Source organism: Streptomyces sp. WMMC500, assembly GCF_027497195.1.
Classification (GTDB): Bacteria; Actinomycetota; Actinomycetes; order Streptomycetales; family Streptomycetaceae; genus Streptomyces.
This window is the reverse complement of record NZ_CP114905.1, coordinates 1,025,037-1,046,822: the sequence shown is the minus strand read 5'-3', so window position 1 is coordinate 1,046,822 and position 21,786 is coordinate 1,025,037. Positions and strand designations below refer to the sequence as shown.

The following is a 21,786-nucleotide window of genomic DNA, read 5'->3' as shown; positions in this document are numbered from 1 at the left end:
GATGGGCACGGAAACCCTCCGGCCCGCGCCGCGCACGGCGGAGGCGCCGCCGCCCCGGCCGACCGCCCGCCGGCGGCTCGGCCGGCGCGCGGCGCGCTGGTGGCGCGGGGACGGTCCGGCCGCCGCGCTCTTCGTGCTGCCGCTGCTGGTGGTCTTCGGCCTCTTCGCCTGGTGGCCGATGGCCCGCGGGCTCGTCCTCGCCTTCCAGCGCACCAACTTCGTCCAGGCCGCCGAGTGGGTGGGCCCGGACAACTTCGAGCGGGTCCTGAACGACCCGCTGCTGTGGACCGCCACCGCCAACACCGGCTGGTTCGTCCTGCTCGCCCTCGTCGTCGGCTTCCCCGTGCCGCTGCTCCTCGCCGTCCTCATCGGGGAACTGCGGCGCGGCCGGGCGCTGTTCAGCATGCTCGCCTACCTCCCCGTGATCGTGCCCCCGGTGGTGGCGGTGCTGCTCTGGCGGCTCTTCTACGCCCCCGGGCCCGACGGTCTGTTCAACACCGTCGCCGGCTGGGCCGGGCTCGGCCCGTACCCGTGGCTGCAGGACCCGGACTGGGCCATGCCCAGCATCGTGCTGCACGTGACCTGGGCGCAGTTCGGCACCGCCACGATCATCTATCTCGCCGCGCTGGCCTCCGTGCGGGGCGAGCTGTACGAGTCGGCCGAGCTGGACGGCGCCTCGGTGCGGCGCCGGGTCTGGCACATCACCCTGCCGCAGCTCCGCGGCGTCGTCCTGATCATGCTGCTGCTGCAGATCGTCGGCACGTTCCAGCTCTTCACCGAGCCCTTCCTGCTCACCGGCGGGGGGCCGGAGAACTCCACCACCACCCTGCTGCTGCTGATCTACAACTACGCCTTCCGCTCCGGCGACTTCGGCGCCGCCGCGGCGCTGAGCCTGCTGCTCGCCGCCGCCCTGTCCCTGCTGTCCGCCGCCTACTTCCGGGCCACGAGGAGCTGGAGTTCGACATGAGCCGCGACGACGAACCCGCCGAGCGCGGCATCCTCTCCCCGCACGACCTCGCCCGCCCGGGCCTGCGGGCCGGCCTCGCGGCCGGCCGCACCGCCGTGCTCCTCGCCCTCGTCGTGGCCGCGGTCGGCCCGGTGCTGTGGCTGGCGAAGGCCGCGGTGTCCACCACCCGGGACACGCTGCGCGACCCCTTCGCGCTGTGGCCCGGCGGCGTGCAGTGGGGCAACCTGGACCGGGCCTGGAACACGGTCGGGATCGACACGTACCTCGCCAACACCTTCTGGGTGGCCGGCGGCTCCAGCGTCCTCGGCGTCTTCGTCGCGGTCACCGGGGGCTACACGCTGTCGGTGCTGCGGCCCCGGTACGCCAAGGCGCTGACCGGCGTCGTGCTCGCCACGCTCTTCGTGCCGAGCGTCGTCGTCCTCGTCCCGCTCTACCTCACCGTGCTGGACGTGCCGGTCGTCGGCGTCAACCTGCTCAACTCCTTCTGGGCGGTGTGGCTGCCCGCCGCCGCGAACTCCTTCGTCGTGCTGGTCGTCAAGCAGTTCTTCGACCGGCTGCCGCGCGAGCTGTTCGAGGTGGCGAAGGTGGACGGCGCAGGCCCGTTCCGGATCTTCTGGCACCTCGTGCTGCCGATGTCGCGGCCGGTCGTCGGGGTCGCCGTGCTGCTCACCTTCGTCACCGGCTGGAAGGAGTTCCTGTGGCCGCTGCTGGTGCTCACCGACGCGGAGAAGCAGCCGCTGTCGGTGGCGCTGCCGCGGCTGTCGGAGACGGCGGAGATGAGCCTGCTGATGGCCGGGCTCTTCATCTCGGTGCTGATCCCGATGGCGCTGTTCCTGGTCTTCCAGCGGCAGTTCCTGCGGGCCGCGAGCCAGAGCGGCGCGATCAAGGGGTGAGGCCCGTTCCTTGTGCGGCTGGTTAATCAGTCATCCGGGATGAGATGCTGGCCGTGTCGGTTCGTATCGCCGGGAGGGGCGTCGGTGGCCACGGAGCAGGACGGGGCGGCGGCGCCCGCGTACCAGCGGATCATGCAGGAGCTGCGCGAGATGATCGCGCGCGGCGAGTACCGGCACGACGTGCCGTTCACCACCCAGCGGGAGATCTGCGACCGGTTCGGGGTCAGCATGGGCACGGCGGTGCGCGCGCTCAACGAGCTGGTCCGCGAGGGCGTCCTCGTACGCCAGCGCGGGCGGGGCACGTTCGTCGCGGAAGCGGCGGTGCATCCCCAGCCGGCGCCGCAGCCGCCGCCGTCGGGGGGCGCCACCATCGCGCTGGTGCTGCACGGCGAGGGGCCGCAGCAGTCGGAGATCCTCCGGGGCGCCGGCGCGGTCTGCGACGAGCGGGGCTACCGGCTGTTCGTCTCCGACAGCACGCCCTCGGCCGGGCACGAGGACCGGGCACTGCGGCAGGCGCTGGCCGCCGGCGCCGGCGGCGTGCTGCTGTACGCCCGGCAGGGCCCGGGCCCGCTCGCCGCGCTCGCCGAGCTGCGCCGCCACCGGGTGCCGGTGGTGCTCCTCGACCGGTACCTGCCCGGCTTCCCCGCCGACACCGTCCACCCCGACCACTACGGGACCGGCTACCGCCTCACGGAAGAGCTGGTCGCCCGCGGCCACCGGAACATCGCCACCCTCTACGGCGAGTACGACTGCACCAGCGTCCAGGAGCGGTCGGTCGGCTGCCTCCAGGCGCTGCGCGACCACGACGTCCCGGTACGCCCGGACCTCATGGCGCTGCGCTCCTACCTGGACCTGGACGACGCCGAGCGCCGCGCCTTCCTCGCCGGCCTGCTCCGGCTGCCCGACCCGCCCACCGTGCTGCTGTGCGCCAACGGCCCCGTCCTGGCGACCGCCGCCCACGACCTCGTCGACCTGGGACTGCGGATCCCGGAGGACGTCGAGCTGGCGGGCGCGGAGGAGGCGGGCCCCTTCGAGCCCTTCCCGCTCGCCCGGGTGGCGGTCGTCCCGCCCTCGCGCGAGATCGGCGCGCGCGCGGCGCGGCTCGTCATCGACCGCGTCGGCACCGACGACCCGTACCGCACGCCGCAGCACCACGTGCTCCCGGTGGACGTCCGTGTCCACGACTCCGCCCACGCCCGGCTCGGCCCTCTCGGCCCGGCGGAGGACGGTGCCGGTCCGGCTCGTGCCCCGGTGACCGGCTGACGCTCCGCCGGCGCCCCGGCTGAAAAACTCGTCCGCTCCCGCCCGTTGACGCGTTCGAACGCCGCCCCTATGTTGCTGCAACGAATCAGCAAAGGGACCTCAAGTCCTGCTAATAGGTTGCTGATACGAAACAGCAAGGGGAGCTCTTGTCAGTCAAACGCCGTCAGGGGGCACCGACCCAGGCAGACGTGGCGCGCCGCGCGGGGGTCTCGCAGGCGACGGTCTCCGCCGTCGTCAACGGTCGCGCCACCGACCACCGGATCCCCCCGGAGACCGAGCAACTGGTCCGCGACGCGGTCCGCGAGCTGGGGTACGCGGCCAACCCGGCCGCGCGCAGCCTCAAGGGCAAGCGCAACCGGATGATCGGGGTGCACACCTTCGAGTCGGTCTTCCCGATCGCCAGCCGCGACTTCTACCACGAGTTCCTGGTCGGCGTGGAGGAGCAGGCCGTCGCCGAAGGCCACGACCTGGTGCTGTTCACCTCGACGGAGGGCCCCGACGGGCAGCGCCAGCTCTACCGGGACGGCTCGAACCGGCTCAACGTCGCCGACGGCAGCGTGCTGCTCGGCGTCGCCCACGACCACTCCGACCTGGCCCGGCTCAGCCGCGAGGGCTACCCCTTCGTGCACATCGGCCGCCGCGAGGTGCCGGGCGCCCACATCGCCTGGGTCAGTGCGGACTACGCCGCCGCGACCCGGGACGCGGTCGCGGCGCTGGTCGCGCTCGGCCACCGCCGGGTCGGCTACCTCGGCATCACGCACCGGGTCGAGGCCGTCGTCGACCGCGAGGCCGGCTACCGCGCCGCCTGCGAGGCCGCCGGCATCCCGCAGTTGCCCCTGCTGATGAACGCCGCCGACCTCACCCAGGAGTGGTTCGACCTCGCGCTCGCGTCCGGGATGACCGCGTTCGTCGCCGAGGACGAGTCGTTCGCCGGCCGGATCGCCGCGTTCGCCGGCGCCCGGGACCTGGCGATACCCGCGCGGCTCTCCCTCGTCGTGCTGCGGAGTACGGAGACGGGCCCGTACCCCGGCACGGGCTGGAGCTGCGTGGAGATCCCCCGCCGGGAGATCGGCCGCGAGGCCGTGCGGCTGCTCCTGCGGCTGCTGGAGGACCCGGAGGCCGCGCGCGAGGACCAGATCCTGCTGCCCTGCGCGCCGCCCGGCGACGAGACCGTCGCCGCGGCCCCGGGCCCGGCCCGCGGGGGGACGCGGTGACGGAGCTGCACACCGACGTAGCCGTCGTCGGGGGCGGGCTCGGCGGCGTGGCCGCCGCGCTGGCCGCCGCCGGCTCGGGCCTCAGGGTGCTCCTCACCGAGGAGTACGACTGGGTCGGCGGCCAGCTCACCGTCCAGGGCACGCCGCCCGACGAGCACCCGTGGATCGAGCAGTTCGGCTGCACCGCGAGCTACCGCCGGCTCCGGGACGGCATCCGCGACTACTACCGGCGGTGGTACCCGCTGACGTCGGCGGCGCGCCGGCACCCGGCGCTCAACCCCGGCGCCGGCCGGGTGAGCGCGTTGTGCGCCGAGCCGAGTGCGGCGCACGCCGTGCTGCGGGCCATGCTCGCCCCGTACCGCGCGAGCGGCCTGCTGGACCTGCGGCTCAGGCACCGCCCGGTGGCGGCGACCACCGACGGCGACGCGGTCACCGGCGTGACGCTCCGCGACCTCGACTCCGATGCCGACGTCACCGTGACCGCCCGGTACTTCCTCGACGCCACCGAGACCGGCGAGCTGCTGCCCCTGACCGGCACCGAGTACGTCACGGGGTTCGAGTCACGGGCCGACACGGGGGAGCCGAGCGCCCCCGAGCGGCGGCAGCCGCTCAACATGCAGGCGGCCTCCTGGTGCTTCGCCGTCGAGCACCGGGCCGGCGAGGACCACACCATCGACAAGCCGGACGACTACGGCTTCTGGCGCGACTACCGGCCCCCCTACTGGCCCGACCGGATGTTCAGCATGGTCGCCCCCAAACCGCAGACGCTGCGGCCGGCGACCCGGGTGCTGGTCCCCAACCCGGCGCCCGGCGAGCCCGCCACCCAGGGCCTCGCGGGCGACCTCGACCTGTGGTCCTTCCGCCGCGTCCTGGCCCGGTCCTCCTTCGAGGAGGGCACGCTCGCCAGCGATGTCACCGTCGTCAACTGGCCGATGATCGACTACGTCGAGGGGCCGCTGTACGGGACCGGGGCCGACGAGGCCGCGCGCCACCTGGCCGGGGCGCGGCAGATGAGCCTGTCCTTCCTGTACTGGATGCAGACGGAGATGCCCCGCCCCGACGGCGGCACCGGCCTGCCGGGGCTGCGGCCGCGCGGCGACGTGGTGGGCACGGCGGACGGGCTGTGCAAGGGCCCGTACATCCGCGAGTCCCGGCGCATCCGGGCCGTGTACACGGTGACCGAGCAGGACGTGTCGCTGGCCGTGCGGGGCGATCGGGGGGCCGTGCCGTACGAGGACTCGGTCGGCATCGGCTCGTACCGCATCGACCTGCACCCCTCCACCGGTGGCGACAACTACATCGACGTGGGCTCCTCGCCCTTTCGCCTCCCGCTGGGCGCACTTCTGCCCGAGCGGATGCGCAACCTGCTGCCCGCCGCCAAGAACATCGGCACCACCCACCTCACCAACGGCTGCTACCGGCTGCACCCGGTCGAGTGGAACGCCGGCGAGGCCGCCGGGCTGCTCGCCGCGTACTGCCTGCGCCACCGCACCACCCCGCACCAGGTCCGCGCCGAGCCTGCCCGACTCGCGGACTACCAGAGCGCGTTGACCGGCCACGGCGTCGAACTCGCCTGGCCCGACGTCCGCGGTTACTGACCTTCACGAGGGAGCGACGAGACGATGACGGGACGCACCGACAGAACGGCGAGCACCGCCGGTACGGCCGCCGCCGGCACCGGCACCACCCACCCCTCCGGGACCGGCGCCGGCGCCATCGGCAGGAGGCGGCTGCTCCTGACCGGCGGCTCGCTGGTGGCCGCCGGCGCCCTCGGCACGCCGGCCCTGGCCGCCTGCGACTTCAGCACCGACCCCGCGGGCGGCGCCGGCTCCGACCCCGTCGAGGGCGACGGCCAGGCCCCCGAACTGCAGCGGCTCGTCGACGAGGGCAAGCTGCCGGCCCTGGCGGAACGGCTGCCCGCCGAGCCGGTGGTGGTCCGGCCGGTGGACCGCACCGGCCGCTACGGCGGCGTCTGGCGCAACGCCCTGATCGGCGCCGGCGACGCCGGCCGGCTCGGCACCGCCTTCGCGTACGAGAACCTGGTGCGCTGGGACCGCGACTGGAAGAAGATCATCCCCAACGTGGCCGCGTCCTTCACCGAGAACGAGGACGCCACGAAGGTGACCTTCCGCCTCCGCAAGGGCCTGAAGTGGTCCGACGGCGAGCCGTTCACCGCGGACGACATCGAGTTCGCCTTCCGGGACATCATCATGAACGCGGAGATCATCCCGGACACCCCGGGCCAGTACCTCGTCGGCGGCGGCCCGGCGAAGCTGCGCAAGATCGACGCGTACACCGTCGAGTTCACCTTCGCCGGGCCCAACGCCCTCTATCTGACGGGCATGGCCAACGAGGTGTACGACATGCTCACCCGGCTGCCGAGGCACTACCTCTCCCGCTTCCACCCGGACCACAACCCCGACGCCGAACAGGCCGCCAGGGAACTGGACTACGCCGGCCCGATGGAGCTGCTCCAGGACGCGCTGTACGCCGGCATGCTCTGGAAGGACGCGCAACTGCCCCGGCTGCACGCCTGGCTGCCCGAGGGCGCCCTCGGCGAGGGCACGACGATGCGCTTCACCCGCAACCCGTACTACTTCAAGGTCGACCCCGGGGGAAACCAACTGCCCTACCTGGACCGCGTCGACTTCGCCATGGTCCAGGACGCGGAGGTCGTGCTGCTCAACGTGCTCCAGGGCGACATCGACATGATCGAGCGCAACGTGACCACCACCAGGAACAAGCCGGTGCTGGCCAAGGACCGGGCCAGGGGCGGCTACCGCTTCTACGACCTGGCCACGGACAAGCTGAACACCCTGGTGATCATGTTCAACCTCACCTGCAAGGACGAGGTCAAGCGGGAGGTCTTCGGCAACCGTGACTTCCGCATCGCACTGTCCCACGCCATCGACCGGGAGAAGGTCATCAAGGCCGTGCACGCCCGGCAGGGCGAGCCGTGGCAGGCGGCGCCGGGGCGCGGCTCCGCCTACTACGACGAGGAGATGGCCAAGCAGTACACCGCGTACGACGTCGCCGCCGCCGAGCGGCACCTGGACCTGGCGGGCCTGGAGAAGGACTCCTCGGGACGGCGGCTCGGCCCCGACGGGCAGCCGTTCTCCTTCCGCATCCTCGTCAGCGCCGGCGCCGGCAAGCCCGAGCTGGCCGACGCGCTGGAGATCATCAAGCCGATGTGGGAGGCCGTCGGCGTGCGGATGAGCGTGCAGTCCGAGGACGAGTCCCTGCGCATCAAGCTCCTCCAGGGCAACGGCCACGAGGCGCTGGTCTGGGACGGCGACGGCTCGCTCGACCCGGTCAGCACCCCCGACTTCTTCATGCCGCAGTGGGGGGAGAGCAACGCCTTCTGCCCGGAGTGGTTCACCTGGCTGGCCACCGGCGGCGAGGACGGCATGGAGCCGCCGGACCACGCCCGCGAGCAGTACCGGATCTACCACGAGGAGATCTCGGCCGAGACCGACGAGAAGAAGCGCCGGGCGATGATGAAGCAGGTCCTGGCCATCGCGAAGGAGCAGTTCTACACCATCGGGATCAGCACGCCGCTGCCCGGCTACGGCGTGGTCGGCGAGACCTTCCGCAACGTGCCGGAGAAGACCTTCTTCTCGGCCACGTTCCCCCTGCCCGGCGCGGTGAACCCCGAGCAGTTCCACATCGGCGAGTAGCGGCCACGAGCCGGACGGGACGGTCTTGCAGTGCTGAGCTACCTGGCGCGCCGGTGCCTGTACATGATCCCCACGCTCTTCGGGATCTCCGTGGTGGCCTTCGCCATCATCCAGCTCCCCCCGGGAGACTTCCTGACCACGCTCGCCGCCCGGCTGGAGAACCAGGGCGACCGGATGGACGAGGCGCAGATGGCCGCGCTGCGCGAGCGCTACGGACTCGGCGAGCCGGTGCACGAGCAGTACCTGAAGTGGGTCTCCGCGATCGCGCTGCACGGCGACTTCGGGGAGTCCTTCGAGTACGGCAAGTCCGTCTCCAGCCTCGTCATGGACCGGCTGCCGCTCACCGTGGTGCTGGCGGTCTCCACCCTGCTGGCGACCTGGCTGCTGGCCTTCCCCGTCGGCCTGTACTCGGCCGTCCGGCAGTACTCGGCCGGCGACTACCTCGCCACCACGGTGGGGTTCCTGGGCCTCGCCGTCCCCAACTTCATGATCGCGCTCGTCCTGATGTACCTCGGCCACAGCGTCTTCGGCATGAGCGTCGGCGGGCTCTTCTCGCCCGAGTACGAGAACGCCGCCTGGAACCTCGGCAAGTTCCTCGACCTCCTCGCCCACCTGTGGGTGCCGGTCCTGGTGCTGGGCGCCGCCGGTACGGCGGGACTGGTGCGGGTGCTGCGCGCCAACCTGCTGGACGAGCTGCGCAAGCCGTACGTCGTGGCGGCCCGGGCACGCGGCATGCCGGAGCGCAGGCTGGTCCTGAAGTATCCGCTGCGGGTCGCGCTCAACCCGTTCGTCTCCAACGTCGGCTACGTGCTGCCGGCGCTCGTCTCTGGCGAGGTCATCGTCTCCCAGGTGCTGTCGCTGCCCACCACCGGGCCGCTGCTGCTGGGTGCGCTGCGCAGCCAGGACATGTACCTGGCCAGCTCGATCATTCTCCTCGTCAGCGTGCTGACCGTGGTCGGCACCCTGCTCTCCGACGTACTGCTGGCCTGGCTGGACCCGCGGGTCCGGCTGGCCCAGGGATGAGGGACGACCATGCTCATGCGCACCCGGTCCGGGCCGGCCGCCGCACCGCAGCGGCACGGCATGTCCCAGTGGCGGCTGATCTGGGGGCGGTTCCGCCGGCACAAGCTCGCCATGGCCGGCCTGATCGTCACCCTCGCCTTCTACTTCGTCGCGCTGTTCGCCGAGTTCCTGGCGCCCTACGGCACGGACTACCTCGACGACGACCACCCGTACGCCCCGCCGCAGACCATCCGGTTCAGCGGGGGCCTGCACGTCGACGGCTACAAGACGACCGTGGACGACGAGACGTACGAGCAGACCTTCACCACCGACCCGTCGGCGGATGTCCCCATCGGCTTCTTCGTCAAGGGCGACGAGTACCGCCTCTTCGGCCTCATCCCCTGGGACCGCCACCTCATCGGCCCCGAGGAGCCGGGCGCCCCGATGTTCCTGCTGGGCGCCGACCGCAACGGCCACGACCTGCTCTCCGAACTCATCCACGGCACCCGGGTGTCCATGACCATCGGCCTGGTCGGCGTCGTGGTGGCCTTCGTGCTCGGGGTGGTGCTGGGCGGGATCTCCGGCTACGTCGGCGGCAGAACCGACACCGCGATCCAGCGGGTCGTGGAGTTCTTCATGTCGCTGCCCCACCTGCCGCTGTGGCTGGGCCTGGCCGCGGCCCTGCCGCCCGACTGGGGGCCGCTCAAGCGCTACTTCGCCATCACCGTGGTGCTGGCCATGATCGGCTGGACGCATCTGGCCCGGGAGGTACGCGGCCGGTTCCTCGCCCTGCGCCAGGAGGAGTTCGTCACGGCGGCCCGGCTGGACGGCTGCAGCCGGAGCCGGGTGATCTTCCGGCACCTGCTGCCCTCCACCAGCAGCCACCTCATCGCCCAGCTCTCGCTGTCCATCCCGGCGATGATCCTGGCCGAGACCGCGCTGAGCTTCCTCGGCCTCGGTCTGCAGGCCCCCGTCGTGAGCTGGGGCGTCCTGCTGCAGGACGCGCAGAACATCCGCGTGCTCTCGTCCGCCCCGTGGCTGATGCTCCCCGGCCTCGCCGTCGTCACGGCGGTGCTGGCGCTCAACTTCGCCGGCGACGGGCTGCGCGACGCGGCGGACCCCTACAGGAAGTGACGGAACGACACGATGGCCCCTCAAACGGCCCCTGGAACGGCCCCTGGAACCGCCCCCGCACCGGACCGCCCGCTGCTCGACATCAGCGGCCTGAAGACCCACTTCGACACACCCGAGGGCACCGTCCGCGCCGTGGACGGCGTGAGCTTCACCGTCCCGCGCGGCAAGACCGTCTGCGTCGTCGGCGAGTCGGGCTGCGGCAAGAGCGTGACCGCACGCTCCGTGCTCGGCCTCGTCGAGGAGCCGGGCCGGATCGTCGCCGGCTCGATCCGCTTCGCCGCCGAGGCCGGCGACGAGCCCATGGACCTCGCCGCCCTCGACCCGCGCGGCAGCCGGATCCGCGCCGTGCGCGGGGGCCGGATCGGCATGGTCTTCCAGGAGCCGATGGCCGCCCTGTCTCCCCTCTACACCATCGGCGACCAGCTCGTGGAGGCCATCCGGCTGCACCTGCCGCTGACCCGGGAGGCTGCCCGCGCGCGGGCCGTGGCGCTGCTGGAGCGGGTGGGCATCCCGGGAGCCGGCAAGCGGGTCGACGCCTACTCGTTCCAGATGTCCGGCGGCATGTGCCAGCGCGCGATGATCGCCATCGCGCTCGCCTGCGACCCCGCCCTGCTGATCGCCGACGAGCCGACCACCGCGCTGGACGTGACCACCCAGGCCCGGATCCTGGACCTGCTGGCCGGCATCCAGGCGGACACCGGCACGTCGGTGCTCTTCATCACCCACGACCTCGGCGTCGTCGCCGAGATCGCCGACGAGGTCGTGGTGATGTATCTCGGCACGGTCGTCGAGCAGGGCCCCGTCGACGCCGTCTTCCACGACCCCAAGCACCCGTACACCCGCGCCCTGCTCGGCTCGCTTCCCCGCATGGGCGCCGGCGCCCGGCAGCGGCTCGCCACCATCCGCGGCCACGTCCCGCACGCCTCGGAGCGCCCCGCGGGCTGCCCGTTCCACCCCCGCTGCGACAACGCCGTCGCCGGCGTCTGCGACACGGCGGAGCCGCCCGAGACCACCCTGTCCGCGCGGCGGCGGGTGCGCTGCGTGCTGTACGGCGACACGCCGGCCGCCCCCGCGGCGGCCACGGCCGAAGGAGCCCGGTCATGACCCCCGCCACGCCCACCGCCACGCCCACCGGCACCGGCGCGCCGGCACCGGCCGCCCCCGTCCTCGACGTCGGCGGCCTGCGCACGCACTTCCCCGTCAGGCACGGCCTCCTCGGCCGTACCGTCGGCAAGGTCCGCGCCGTCGACGGCGTCGACCTCTCCGTACGGGCCGGCGAAACCCTCGGCCTGGTGGGGGAGTCGGGATGCGGCAAGACCACGCTCGGCCGCAGCATCGCCCGCATCCTGCAGCCCACCGCCGGCCGCATCGCGTACCGGCCGGACGCCGCGGCCGACCCGGTGGACGTGACCGGGCTGTCCGGCGCCCGGCTGCGCGGGTACCAGCGGCAGGTCCGCGTCGTCTTCCAGGACCCGTTCTCCTCGCTGAACCCCCGGATGACGCTGCTGCAGATCGTCGGCGACCCGCTGCGCTCGTACGGCATCGCCACCGGCTCGGAACTTCAGGACCGGGTGGCGGCGATGCTCACCCGCGTCGGGCTGTCGCCGACGTACCTGCACCGCTACCCGCACGCCTTCTCCGGCGGCGAGCGGCAGCGCGTCAGCATCGCCCGCGCGCTGATCGTCGACCCGAAGCTGGTCGTCGCCGACGAGCCGGTCTCCGCCCTGGACGTGTCCGTACGCGCCCAGATCCTGAACCTGCTGCGCGACCTCCAGGACGAGCTGGCGCTGACGTACCTGTTCATCTCCCACGACCTGTCCGTCGTGGAGAGCGTCTGCGACCGGGTCGCCGTGATGTACCTCGGCAAGATCGTCGAAGTGGCGGAGACGGACGAGCTGTACGCCCGCCCCCGCCACCCCTACACCGAGGCGCTGCTGTCCGCCGTACCGCGGCCCGACCCGCGGCTGCGCGGCACCGGCCGCCGCGTCCGGCTCTCCGACGACCTGCCGGACCCGGCCCGCCCGCCGGCCGGCTGCTCCTTCCACACCCGCTGCCGCTTCGCCCGCCCGGGGGTGTGCGACGTCGCGGGGAAGCCGCCCCATCCGTCCCCCGCCGCGGGCGGTCACCCCTCCGGGGGCGGTCACCTCGCCGCCTGCCACCTCACCGGTGAGCTGACGCTCGCCGGAGTCCAAGGAGCCCCCGCATGACCGCACCGGAACCGGCCGACGCCGCGCTCACGGCACTCGTCGAAAAGCTCACCCTCGAACAGAAGACGCGCCTGCTCACCGGCGCCGACAACTGGTCCCTGCACGCCGAGCCCGCCGTCGGGCTGCGCCGCATCGTGCTGTCCGACGGCCCCAGCGGCGTCCGCGGGGAGAGCTGGGACGGCCGCTTCACCGCTCTCAACCTGCCCTCCGCGACCGCGCTCGCCGCCTCCTGGGACCCCGGACTCGCCCGCCGCTACGGCGCGATCCTCGCCCACGAGGCCCGCCGCATGGGGGTCGACGTCGTGCTCGGGCCCACGATCAACCTGCACCGCAGCCCGCTCGGCGGCCGGCACTTCGAGGCGTACGCCGAGGACCCGCTGCTCACCTCGCGCATGGCCGCCGCGTTCGTCCGCGGGGTGCAGGACGGCGGCGTCGGCGCGACGCCCAAGCACTACGTCGCCAACGACGCCGAGACCGACCGGCTCACCGTCGACAACCGCGTCGGCGAACGCGCCCTGCGCGAGCTGTACCTCGCCGCCTTCGAGGACACCGTGGTCCGCGAGCGGCCCTGGATGGTGATGTCCGCCTACAACTCCGTCAACGGCACGACGATGACCGAGCACCCGCTGCTCGCCGAGCCGCTGTGCGGCGAGTGGGGCTTCGACGGCGTCGTGGTCTCCGACTGGTGGGCCGTGCGCAGCACGGAACCGGCCGCGCTGGCCCGCCAGGACCTGGTGATGCCCGGGCCGGAAGGACCCTGGGGCGCGAAGCTGACCGAGGCCGTGCGGGCGGGACGGGTGCCGGAGGCCGCCGTCGACGAGAAGGTGCTGCGGATCCTGCGGCTGGCCGCGCGGGTCGGCGCGCTCGACGGCTTCGCGCCGGCCGTCCCCGAGCCGCCGGCGGCCGAGGACGGTCCCGCGCTCGCCCGGGAAGTGGCGTCGGCCGGGACCGTGCTCGTCCGCAACACCGGTGAACTGCCCTGGGCCGCGGGCGGGCCGCGCTCGCTGGCCGTCATCGGCCACAACGCCTTCGTCCCCCGCATCCAGGGCGGCGGCAGCGCCACCGTCGAGCCGGACCGGGCCGTCTCCCCGCTCGACGGGCTGCGCGCCGCCCTGCCCGGCACCCGCGTCACCTGGCATCTCGGCGCCGTCGCCCAGCTCGGCATCGAACCCTTCGCGGGCAGCGACCTCACCGACCCGGTCACCGGCCGCCCCGGCGTACGCCTGGTCTGCCGGGCCGCCGACGGCACCGTGGTCCTCGACGAGCACCGGCGCGACGCCAACCTCGCCCGGCTCGGCTCCGCCCGGCTGGCCCGTACCGCCACCGTCGAGCTGACCACGCGCCATCTGCCGGCGCAGTCCGGCCCGGTGCGCATCGGGGTGGCGGGCGCCGGGAACCTGCGGCTGACGGTCGACGGCACCGAACTCCTCCGCGAGGAACTCGTCCACACCGGCGAGGAGTTCGGCGGCGGACTGGTCGCACCGCCGCACGCGAGCGTGCCGGTGGAGCTGGCCGCCGGCGTGCCCGTGGACCTCGCCGTCCGCCTCGACCTGCCGGCGCGCGCGCACCCCGACGCCGGAGTCACCCTCGTCGCCGGGCTCGACCTCGACACCGGCGCGCCGGACGCGGACATCGCCGCCGCGGCCGAGGCGGCCCGCGGCGCCGACGCCGCCGTGGTCGTCGTCGGCACCGCCCCCGAGGTCGAGAGCGAGGGCTTCGACCGCACCTCGCTCGCGCTCCCCGGGCGGCAGGACGACCTGGTACGGGCGGTCGCCGCGGCCAACCCCCGTACCGTGGCCGTCGTCAACGCGGGCGCGCCGGTGCTGCTGCCGTGGCGCGACGACGTCGCCGCCGTGCTGCTCACCTGGTTCGGCGGCCAGGAGTACGGCCACGCGCTGGCCGACGTCCTGCTCGGCGCCGTGGAGCCCGGCGGCCGGCTGCCCACCACCTGGCCGGCGGCCGAGGCCGACGTACCCGTGCTGTCCACCGCCCCGACGGCGGGCCGGCTGCCGTACGACGAGGGCGTGCACGTCGGCTACCGGGGCTGGCTCGCGTCCGGCGCCGCGCCGGCGTACCCGTTCGGCCACGGCCTCGGCTACACCACCTGGGCGCGGCCGACCGTCGGGGCACCAGCCGCGACGCGCGCCGGCGACGACCTCGAACTCGCCGTCGGCGTACGCAACACGGGGCGCCGGGCCGGCAAGCAGGTCGTCCAGGCGTACCTCTCCAGGACGGACAGCGCGGTCGAGCGGCCGGTGCGCTGGCTCGCCGGGCACGCGGCCGTGACCGCAGAACCCGGCGAGACGGCCGCGGCCGTCCTGACGATCCCGGCCCGCGCCTTCCAGCACTTCGACGGAGCCTGGGTCACCGAACCCGGCGACTACCGGGTCCACGTCGGCTTCAGCTCGGCGGACCTGCCGGTCACCAGGACCGTACGGATCCGCTGAACCGCCGCACCCACCGGGAAGGAGGCCCGCAGCAACGCATCGGCACCACCCCCCACCGAATCTTCGTACCGAGGAGAGCCGCATGCACAGAAGCGCACGAAAGCTCCTACTGGCCCTGCTGGCCGCGGTGGCCGCGCTCGCCGTCCTGATCACCCCCGGGCTCGCCACCGCCGGCCCGGCGCAGGACGGGGCGTCCCGCCCGGACGCGCCGAGGGCCGCCGTGCCCTGGCTGAAGACCGAGGGCAACCGCATCAAGACCGAGGCCGGCGCGCCCGTCACGCTGCGCGGCGTGTCGATGATCGGCCCGCGGCACAACAGCGAGTGCACCGAGTGCAACAACAAGCCCATCGCGGAGCTGATCGACCGGGCGACCGACCCGGCGCTCGGCTGGCACTCCAAGGTGATCCGGCTGCCCGTCACCGAGTGGGCGCCCAACGACTCGCTCAGCCTGGAGGAGAACTTCCGGCAGCACATCGACCCGTACGTCAAGCAGGCCGTGGCCCTCGGCGTCTACATCATCGTCGACCTGCACAAGGTGCAGGACTACGGCGGCACCGGCGGCATGCCCCAGCAGCGCGTCATGGACTTCTGGTCGTACGTCGCACCGAAGTACAAGGACGTGCCGAACGTGATCTTCGAGGTCTACAACGAGCCCATCAACCCGGACGACTGGGCGACCTGGAAGAGCTACATCCAGCCCGTCGTGAACAGGGTCCGCTCCCTCGCCCCGAAGAACCTGGTCCTCATGGGCGGCCCGCAGTGGAGCACCCGGGTCAACCAGGCCGCCGCCGACCCCGTCAGCGGCGGGAACATCGCCTACGTCTACCACCTCTACCCCAACCAGGGCGCCGCGACCGCCGCCAACCTGGACGCGAAGTTCGGCAACGCGGCGAAGAAGATCCCGGTGATCCTCACCGAGTTCGGCTGGAACCCGGAGGGCCCGTGGTCGGACCCGGTCACCAAGGGCACCACCTCCGGCTGGGGCACGCCGCTGCGGCAGTACCTGGACGCGCGTCCGGAGATCAGTTGGGTGGCGTGGGCGTACAGCAACTACTGGAAGCCGATGATGTACGACCACGACTGGAACCTGCTCGGCGGTGAGCACCAGGGCCAGTTCATCAAGAAGTGGCTGGCCGACAAGAGCACCGCCGCCGGCGGTCCCGCCGCCCCGTAACCACGGGTCCCGCCCCGCCCCCGGCCCGGCCGGGGGCGGTGGGCCCGGGGCGGGGTCACCCGGTGGCTCTGGCGGCCTCCTCGATCAGCCTCGCGGTGGCCTTCGGGTGACTGATCATCACGACGTGGGAGGCGGTCGGCACCTCGACGACCTTGCGGAATTTCGCGCGCCGGTACATCCAGCGTTCGGCCGCGGGCGGTATCGCCCTGTCCCGGCCGGCGACCAGCCCCCACGACGGGATGGTCCGCCACGCGGCGGCCCGCGTCGGGTAATGAAGGAGTCCGCGTCGAAGGGCCGCTGCGTGGCCTGCAGCAGCCGGAACGTGTCGGCGGACACGTCGGCGGCGAAGGCCGCCTGGCCGTCCGGGCTCAGGTACAGGTCGGTTCCGGTGGTGCCGTTGGGCGGCGGTGCCGGGGGTGAGGAGCGCGGCCGACGCGGCGGCGGCCGAGCCGGTGGCGGGGACTCTGCGGCGGGTGAACATGGGGCGGTCGGGCATGCGGGTCTCCCTCGTCGGGGTGGTGGCCGGCCGGGACGGGGTAGCCCGGCCGGGCGAAAGGAAGGTGGAAGGCGGGGAGTCGGTGCGGGCGGCCGTCAGGCGTTGCCGTTGCGGCCTTCGGCGGCCTGGATGATGACGTCGGCCACGACCGCGGGGCGGGAGACGTAGACCGAGTGGCTTCCGGGGGTCTCGGAGACGGTGGCGCCGGTGCGTTCGGCCATGGCCCGCTGCGCGGGAGGCGGGATCATGCGGTCCTCGGTGGACACCAGATACCAGGCCGGCTTGCCCCGCCAGGCGGGTGCGGAGACGGCGCCCGCGAGGGCCTCGACGCCCCAGGGCACCTGGGAGTCGGCCATGAACGCGGCCTGGGCGGCGGGCAGGTCGGCGGCGAACGACTCCGCGAACCTGGACCGGTCGAGGAACAGGAATCCGTCCTGCGGGGGGAGGATCGGCGGAACCGGCGCGCCGGGCGGCGGGTCGGCGATCAGGGTGTCGACCGATTCGCCGGCGTCCGGTGCGAACGCGGCGATGTAGGCGAGCGCGGCGACGTTCGCGTGGTTGCCGGCCTCGGTGATGACGACGCCGCCGTAGGAGTGGCCGACCAGCACGGCCGGTCCGTCGAGGGCGTCGAGGATCCGGTGGGTGGCGGCGACGTCGCCGGCCAGCGACAGGGTCGGGTTCTGCACGACGTGCACCCGGTAGCCGTCGGCGGTGAGGTGCTCGTGGACGCCCTGCCAGCCCGAGCCGTCCACGAAGCCGCCGTGCACCAGCACGATGTTCCTGATGATCGCCATGTCACTCCTGCCGGGAGGGACGGGCCCGGTGCCCGTCCGGTGCCGCCGAGTCAACCCCCGCGGCGGGGACCGGACCATGCAGAACAGCATGCAGAAGTGCGCGTACGACCCGATCAGCCCACGCCGGTGGCGAGCCGGCGGCATCGGCGGAGCGCTTCGACGTCGCCCACCGACTCGTACGCGTCGGCCGCCCGGCCGTACGTGCGGCGGCTGTCACGGGTGCGGCCCTCCTGGGCCAGCAGAGCGGCGAGGGCTTCGAGCGCGCGTCCGTGCAGATAGTTGGCGTCGTACGCCTCCATCAGGGCCGTGGCCTCGGTGAGTGCGGCGATCGCCTCGTCCCGGATCCCGAGCCGGCCCAGGCACGCGCCGAGGTCGGCCAGGTAGTGCGGTCGCAGGTACGCGGCGATGCCCGGCGTGACTCCGGAGTCCTCGTCGTCGGCGAGCGCGAGGGCCTCGCGGTAGCGCTCCACCGCTTCGGCGGGGCGCCCGGCCTCGCGGAGGCAGTGCCCGATGCTGCTGACGCACGCCATGTGCGCATCGGCGTCACCGAGGGACTCGAAAAGATCGGCCGCCCGCGTCGCCGCGTCGACGGCCTCGTCGAACCGGTCCAGCCTGCGCAGCGCGATCGCCGTGTAGTTGTGGGCCCAGGCGATCTGCGCCGTGGCGTCGCTGCGGGTGGCGATGGACAGCGCCCGGGTGGCGTGGCGCAGTGCGCCCTCGGGGTCGTTCAGCGGGATGCCGTGCACCCAGGCCAGATAGTTCACCTGGGTCGCCTGCTGTACGGGATCGCCCAGGGCGGCCGCGGCACACGCGCCGAGCGTGAAGACCTCCCGCCAGTGCGGGGCGTGGACCCAGCGGTCGGAGAACCAGTGCATGGCCTCGGCGCAGTCCAGCACGGCGGCGTGCTCGCCGCAGGCGTCGGCCTGGCGCAGCGCGCCGAGCCAGTTCTCCAGGTTGGCCCGCAGCCACCGCTCCGCGTCCTGGGCGCCGGACAGCACGGCGAGGTCGGCGTCGGGCCGGTCCGGGGGCCCGAAGGCGGGCTCGAACCACCGCCCGGCCGTCGTGGCCATCCGCAGCAGCCAGGATCGCACCCGGGCGGTGAGCGCGGCGCGCTCGGCCTCCGTCTCCTCCGCCCGCAACCGGTCGCGGGCGAAGAGGCGTACGAGGTCGTGGAAGCGGTAGCGGCCCAGGGCGACGTCCTGGAGCAGGCCCAGGTCGACGAGTTCGTCCAGGGCGTCCCAGGCCGCCGCGAGTTCGACGGCACCGGCCACCGCCGCGAGGGCCGCGTCGAAGTCCTGGCCCGGTACCGCTGCCAGGCGGCGGAACACCCGGCGGGCGGCGGTACCGAGTTGCTCGTAGGACATCCCGAAGGCGTTCGCGATCTTCAGGTCGCCGGCGGTGAACTGCGCCAGCCGGCGTTCCTCGTCCGACAGCCGCGCGGCGAGTTCGGTGGCGCTCCAGTCCGGGCGGCTCGCCAGCCGGTTGCCGATGATCCGCAGCGCCAGCGGCAGCCCGCCGCACAGGTGCGCGAGCCGGACCAGCGCCTCCCGCCCGTCGGTGGCGGACCGTTCGCCGACGATGCCGGTGAGCAGTTCCGCGGCCTCGGGCATGTGCAGCGGGCCGAGGACCAGGCGGCGTACGCCCTCCAGGCCCGCCAGCAGCCGCCGGCTGGTCACCAGGACCCGGCTCGCACCGCCCGCGGCGAGCAGCGGGCGGATCTGCTCCTCGGACGCGGCGTTGTCCAGCACGACCAGGATTCGCCGCTCCTGCAGCAAAGACCGGTAGAGGGAGGCGCGTTCCCGGACGCCGGCCGGTGCCTGGCGGTCGGTGACACCCAGCCCGCCCAGCAACAGCCCCAGGGCGTCGGCTGCCGGCCGCGGACGCGCGGACATGCCCAGCAGATCGAGGAAGAGCACCCCGTCGCCGAACGCCGGGCGCAGGGCGTGCGCGGCGCGGATCACCAAGGTGGTCTTGCCCGACCCCGCGGAGCCGGTGACGAGCCCGGCAGCCGCGCTGCCCGGTGAACCGGCGGCCCGGGCGAAGTCGTCGATCCAGGTCAGTTCCGCCGCCCGGCCGGTGAAGTCCGCGACCGCGGGCGGCAGTGCGCACAGCCCGCTGGGACGGGCCCAGTGGTCCCGCAGACGACCGTCACGCGCCAGGTCGACGAGCCGCTGGCGGTCCGGGGCCGCCAGCGAGAGGGCGTCCGCCAGCGCGAGAACGGTCCGGTGCTGGGGGCCTTTGCTGCGGCCACGCTCCACGTCGGAGAGCGTCCGGACGCTGACCCCGGAGGACTCCGCGAGTTGTTCGAGCGTCAGCCGGGCCGCCTGACGGTGACCGCGCAGCAACTCCGCGAGACTCGGTTCGTCGGCGATGGCGTTACCTCCTGCGAGCGGAACGAGCGTGCGAACCCGCCGAATGGGCGCAATCGTACGGAAGGTGTCCGCCGGGACGGCTAGGCAAGTGCGGCGTAGCGCAGCAGGAGCATGGCGGTGTCGTCGTGGAGGCGGTTGCCGCAGTACGCCATCAGGTCCCGGCGGAGGGCGGCCAGGGCGTTCGCCGGGGTGGTGTGCGGCAGGGAGGCGTACCGCTTGCGGAACGGGTAGAAGGCGCCGGTGGCGTCGCGTGCTTCCAGGACGCCGTCGGTGACCAGGAGCAGTTCGTCGTCCGGGGCGAGCCGGAGGTCGGTCTGCGTCTTGTCCGCGGCGGCGGCGATCCCGATGCCCAGGGGGAGCCGGGCGGGGCACTCGACCTCGGTGACGTCTCCCTTGCCGGTGCGGTGCAGCGGGGGTGGGTGGCCGTAGTTGAGGACGGTGCACCTGCCGTCCGGGCGCAGGCACAGCAGAAGAACGGTGACGAAGTCCTCGGCGCCGATGTCCCGTGTCAGCATGTGATCGATCCTGGCCGCCACCCGGGCCAGGTCCGGTTCGTCGTACGCCGCTTCACGGAAGATGCCGAGGACGGTGGCGCTCTCCCGCACCGCGCGCAGGCCCTTTCCCCGGACGTCGCCGATGATGGCCCGTACGCCCCAGGGGGTGTTGATGACCTCGTACAGGTCACCGCCGATCTCCGCCTCGTTGGCCGCCGCGTCGTAGGAGGCGGCGATGAGCACTTGGCCGATGACGGGGGGCGGAGGGTGGAGTACCGCGGTCTGGGCGGCGTGGGCGACCTGGCGCACCTGGTCGAGCTGGCGTTCCCGGCGCACCCGTACGCACTGTTCCGCCAGCCCGAGGACGGTGGCGCCGATGATGGCGAGGCACCACGAGGTCTTGGCCTCGGCGGAGACGTCGTAGTCCCAGACGCCTATGGCGATTCCGCCGGCCAGTGCGAGCGCCCCGCAGACCAGGATGGCGCGCCAGCTCGCGTTGACGGCGGCGAGCACGGGCACGACCACGAGCGCCGAGCCGAAGGCGATGTTCGGCGGGTGGAGCCAGTCCGCGACGAGTACCGCGACGAGCAGCAGGAGCGCCGAGGCAGAGTTCCTGAGCTGTTGCGGAATGCGCGTCAGTATCCGGTGCATGGCAGAATATCCGGTTCGACGGGTATTGTCGCACCCCGCGACTATCACCGCCCACGGATTCGGCATTCAACGAGACCTGCGTGTGAGCACGTCGGCGTACCGGCTGTGCCCGGCTGTCACGACGGCGTCGGATTCCAGGTCCCGGTCGCCGCCGCGGCCGCCTCCTCGATGTCGTCCCGGGCCGACGTCACCAGGGCGGCGAGGTCGCCGACGCCGGTCTGCACGGCCTCGGGTCCGGTGAGTGACGCGCGCAGCCAGTCGGCGGTGGCGAGCGCGAGCGCCACGGCGTTCTCGACCTGTCCCTCCGCGAGGAACTGTTCGACCCGGTAGCCGAGGTCGGAGAGGGTCTCCTCGTCCGTCTGGGGCACGAGAAAGTCCCGGAGCCCCTCCGGGTACGGTTCCTGACCACGGGACGTGCGCAGGGCTTTGAGCACGGCCGGCGCGTCGCTGTACTGGTCCAGGAGGCCGAGGAGGACATAGATCCGCGCCGTCAGTCGCGGGCGGCCCGGGTAGCGGTCGAGCCACTGCATCAGTGCGTCCTCACCGCCGAGGTGCGTGATGACCTCGTGGAGCGCTTCTTCCGGCTTGTGGGGGAGGTCCCAGCCGTGCGGCAGGTGGTCGGCCACCTCCCCGGCGAGTACGGCCTCGTCCTCCGCGCCCAGCGTCCCCGCGCCGAACCTGCCCACCTTCACCGGGTCGAGCCCGAGCGTGCCGGGTTCGGACCGGGCGGTGGCGGGGGAGCGGGTGTGGTGGAGGTGGGTGAGTCGGCCGCCGATCCTGTGGAGCAGCTTTTCGTGCACGCAGGCCTCCTTGCCGCTGGCAGCCGCAGGGCGCCGGCTCCGGGCGAGTGCTCCGTTCCATCATGGATGCGCCCCGGGTGATCTGCGACTCGGACCACCGAGTCGGGCGCGGGGCGTGGCGGCGAGGACTCACCGCATGCACACCCGCACCGGGCGTCGGACAATGGTGTGCGGCATCGGAACACGACCTCCATGACAGAA

At 73.2% G+C, this 21,786-nt stretch carries 16 protein-coding genes; 12 read left to right on the top strand and 4 right to left on the bottom strand.

Annotated features, from left to right (window positions below; all coding sequences use genetic code 11):
- The first annotated feature begins 1 nt into the window (after nucleotide 1).
- The 12 genes from O7599_RS04295 (at nucleotide 2) to O7599_RS04240 (ending at nucleotide 15,978) form a co-directional block, all read left to right on the top strand.
- A complete protein-coding gene (locus O7599_RS04295) occupies nucleotides 2–967 on the top strand; it encodes a sugar ABC transporter permease (protein WP_281620739.1) in 966 nt (321 codons plus the stop codon).
- Nucleotides 964–1,860 carry a carbohydrate ABC transporter permease gene (locus O7599_RS04290; RefSeq protein ID WP_281620738.1) on the top strand — a complete coding sequence of 299 codons (897 nt, stop codon included), beginning with the start codon at nucleotides 964–966 and terminating at the stop codon, nucleotides 1,858–1,860. The genes O7599_RS04295 and O7599_RS04290 overlap by 4 nt, the downstream gene beginning before the upstream one ends.
- 84 nt (nucleotides 1,861–1,944) lie before the next feature.
- On the top strand, nucleotides 1,945–3,123 hold the full coding sequence (locus O7599_RS04285; protein ID WP_281620737.1) for a GntR family transcriptional regulator: 1,179 nt from the start codon (nucleotides 1,945–1,947) through the stop codon (nucleotides 3,121–3,123).
- 146 nt (nucleotides 3,124–3,269) lie between these two features.
- Nucleotides 3,270–4,337 carry a LacI family DNA-binding transcriptional regulator gene (locus O7599_RS04280; protein WP_281620736.1) on the top strand — a complete coding sequence of 356 codons (1,068 nt, stop codon included), beginning with the start codon at nucleotides 3,270–3,272 and terminating at the stop codon, nucleotides 4,335–4,337.
- Nucleotides 4,338–4,342: 5 nt separating this feature from the next.
- Entirely contained in the window at nucleotides 4,343–5,935 is a 1,593-nt protein-coding gene (locus O7599_RS04275) for an FAD-dependent oxidoreductase (RefSeq protein ID WP_281623277.1), read from the top strand.
- Nucleotides 5,936–5,959: 24 nt separating this feature from the next.
- Nucleotides 5,960–8,014 carry an ABC transporter substrate-binding protein gene (locus O7599_RS04270; protein ID WP_281620735.1) on the top strand — a complete coding sequence of 685 codons (2,055 nt, stop codon included), beginning with the start codon at nucleotides 5,960–5,962 and terminating at the stop codon, nucleotides 8,012–8,014.
- Nucleotides 8,015–8,044: 30 nt separating this feature from the next.
- Nucleotides 8,045–9,037 (top strand): ABC transporter permease, encoded by a 993-nt coding sequence (locus O7599_RS04265; protein ID WP_281620734.1) that lies wholly within the window; start codon nucleotides 8,045–8,047, stop codon nucleotides 9,035–9,037.
- A gap of 9 nt (nucleotides 9,038–9,046) precedes the next feature.
- On the top strand, nucleotides 9,047–10,150 hold the full coding sequence (locus O7599_RS04260; protein ID WP_281620733.1) for an ABC transporter permease: 1,104 nt from the start codon (nucleotides 9,047–9,049) through the stop codon (nucleotides 10,148–10,150).
- Between the two features lie 12 nt (nucleotides 10,151–10,162).
- Nucleotides 10,163–11,254, top strand: a complete 1,092-nt coding sequence (locus tag O7599_RS04255) for an ABC transporter ATP-binding protein (protein WP_281620732.1) — start codon at nucleotides 10,163–10,165, stop codon at nucleotides 11,252–11,254.
- Nucleotides 11,251–12,357, top strand: coding sequence for an ABC transporter ATP-binding protein (locus O7599_RS04250; RefSeq protein WP_281620731.1), 1,107 nt, complete (start codon nucleotides 11,251–11,253; stop codon nucleotides 12,355–12,357). The genes O7599_RS04255 and O7599_RS04250 overlap by 4 nt, the downstream gene beginning before the upstream one ends.
- The gene (locus tag O7599_RS04245; RefSeq protein ID WP_281620730.1) at nucleotides 12,354–14,804 is read left to right on the top strand and encodes a glycoside hydrolase family 3 C-terminal domain-containing protein; all 2,451 of its coding nucleotides are present in this window, start codon (nucleotides 12,354–12,356) and stop codon (nucleotides 14,802–14,804) included. Before O7599_RS04250 ends, O7599_RS04245 begins: the two co-directional genes overlap by 4 nt.
- An 82-nt stretch (nucleotides 14,805–14,886) precedes the next feature.
- Nucleotides 14,887–15,978 carry a glycoside hydrolase family 5 protein gene (locus tag O7599_RS04240; RefSeq protein WP_281620729.1) on the top strand — a complete coding sequence of 364 codons (1,092 nt, stop codon included), beginning with the start codon at nucleotides 14,887–14,889 and terminating at the stop codon, nucleotides 15,976–15,978.
- 591 nt (nucleotides 15,979–16,569) lie between these two features.
- Here the strand turns inward: O7599_RS04240 and O7599_RS04235 are convergent.
- The 4 genes from O7599_RS04235 to O7599_RS04220 all read right to left on the bottom strand — a co-directional run bounded on the left by O7599_RS04235 (nucleotide 16,570) and on the right by O7599_RS04220 (nucleotide 21,585).
- Nucleotides 16,570–17,268: an alpha/beta hydrolase gene (locus O7599_RS04235; protein ID WP_281620728.1), complete on the bottom strand. Its 699-nt coding sequence runs from the start codon at nucleotides 17,266–17,268 to the stop codon at nucleotides 16,570–16,572.
- A 113-nt stretch (nucleotides 17,269–17,381) separates the two neighbouring features.
- A complete protein-coding gene (locus O7599_RS04230; RefSeq protein ID WP_281620727.1) occupies nucleotides 17,382–19,613 on the bottom strand; it encodes a tetratricopeptide repeat protein in 2,232 nt (743 codons plus the stop codon).
- Nucleotides 19,614–19,720: 107 nt separating this feature from the next.
- Nucleotides 19,721–20,785, bottom strand: a complete 1,065-nt coding sequence (locus tag O7599_RS04225; protein ID WP_281620726.1) for a PP2C family protein-serine/threonine phosphatase — start codon at nucleotides 20,783–20,785, stop codon at nucleotides 19,721–19,723.
- A 116-nt stretch (nucleotides 20,786–20,901) separates the two neighbouring features.
- Entirely contained in the window at nucleotides 20,902–21,585 is a 684-nt protein-coding gene (locus tag O7599_RS04220) for a hypothetical protein (RefSeq protein WP_281620725.1), read from the bottom strand.
- Nucleotides 21,586–21,786 lie beyond the last annotated feature (201 nt).